The sequence below is a fragment of the Salipiger sp. HF18 genome, from assembly GCF_011806505.1.
Classification (GTDB): Bacteria; Pseudomonadota; Alphaproteobacteria; order Rhodobacterales; family Rhodobacteraceae; genus Salipiger; species Salipiger thiooxidans.
In genome coordinates this window covers 1-829 of sequence record NZ_JAATOS010000897.1, presented here as the reverse complement: position 1 = coordinate 829, position 829 = coordinate 1, and the positions used below count along the sequence as shown (strand labels likewise).

General features: G+C 63.6%; 1 protein-coding gene and 1 pseudogene. Both read right to left on the bottom strand.

Features of this window, described 5'->3' with window-relative positions:
- On the bottom strand, nucleotides 1–462 hold a 462-nt coding region (locus HC022_RS27830), incomplete at its 3' end, for an outer membrane protein transport protein (protein WP_254885298.1).
- Between the two features lie 109 nt (nucleotides 463–571).
- Nucleotides 572–829: pseudogene (locus HC022_RS27825) on the bottom strand (EamA family transporter); the annotation flags it as partial.

Genomic DNA, 829 nt, shown 5'->3' with positions numbered 1-829 from the left:
GAGGCCCTCGAGGTGGATCGAGCCCTCGGCCTTCTGCTGCCGGAGCCCGCCGAAGACGCTGAAATTGTCGTTGAACTTGTACTTCACCAGCGCCGTCAGGGCGTGGGTCTGGGCCTCGGCGGTGGTGCCGCCGAACGGGAAGTTCCCGCTTTCGTAGGCGACGTCCGCGCCATAGGGGCGGTCGTAGATGAACGCCAGCGCGATCCTGTCGTTGAGATCGTACTTCAGCGCAAAGGACGGCAGCCAGAAGTCCTCGCCCACATCGCCAATGTCCTGCGCCGGAAAGGGCGGAGAGATATTCTCGCCGCTCAGGCTCGGATCCACGTAAGCCAATGAAAGCTCGAACACATTGCCGGGTTCGAATAGAATGAGCGCCGACTGGGTCGTCCGCTCGACACCGCCTGCCTGAGCAGCCGCGGCCGACAGGGCCAGCGTCGCGGCCCCGTACATAAACGATCTCATGATGTCCCTCTCCCTGATCGTCTTGCTCCTCCGTTAGAGCAGGTTACGCAGGGGGGCGTTTACCGGTCAATTATTGACCCGGCGTAAGTTGACGTTCGGCGCCGCTACGTCACTTTTGTGTCGTGGTGACCGGACGCGGGCGGGTCTCGTGCAGGATGTTGAAGTAGTTCGCCCCGAAAATGATTGCCGCCCCGATGAAAACGTAAGGGTCCAGCGCCTCCTGGTAGAGGATGATCCCGACCAGCGCCGCGACCGGCAGGCGGGCGAAGTCGATGGGCATGACCACGGGCGCCGGCGCGAGGCTGAGCGCGGTGGTCAGGCAGTAGTGTGCCACGAGGCCCGCGATGGCGATCAGCACGACCCAGGG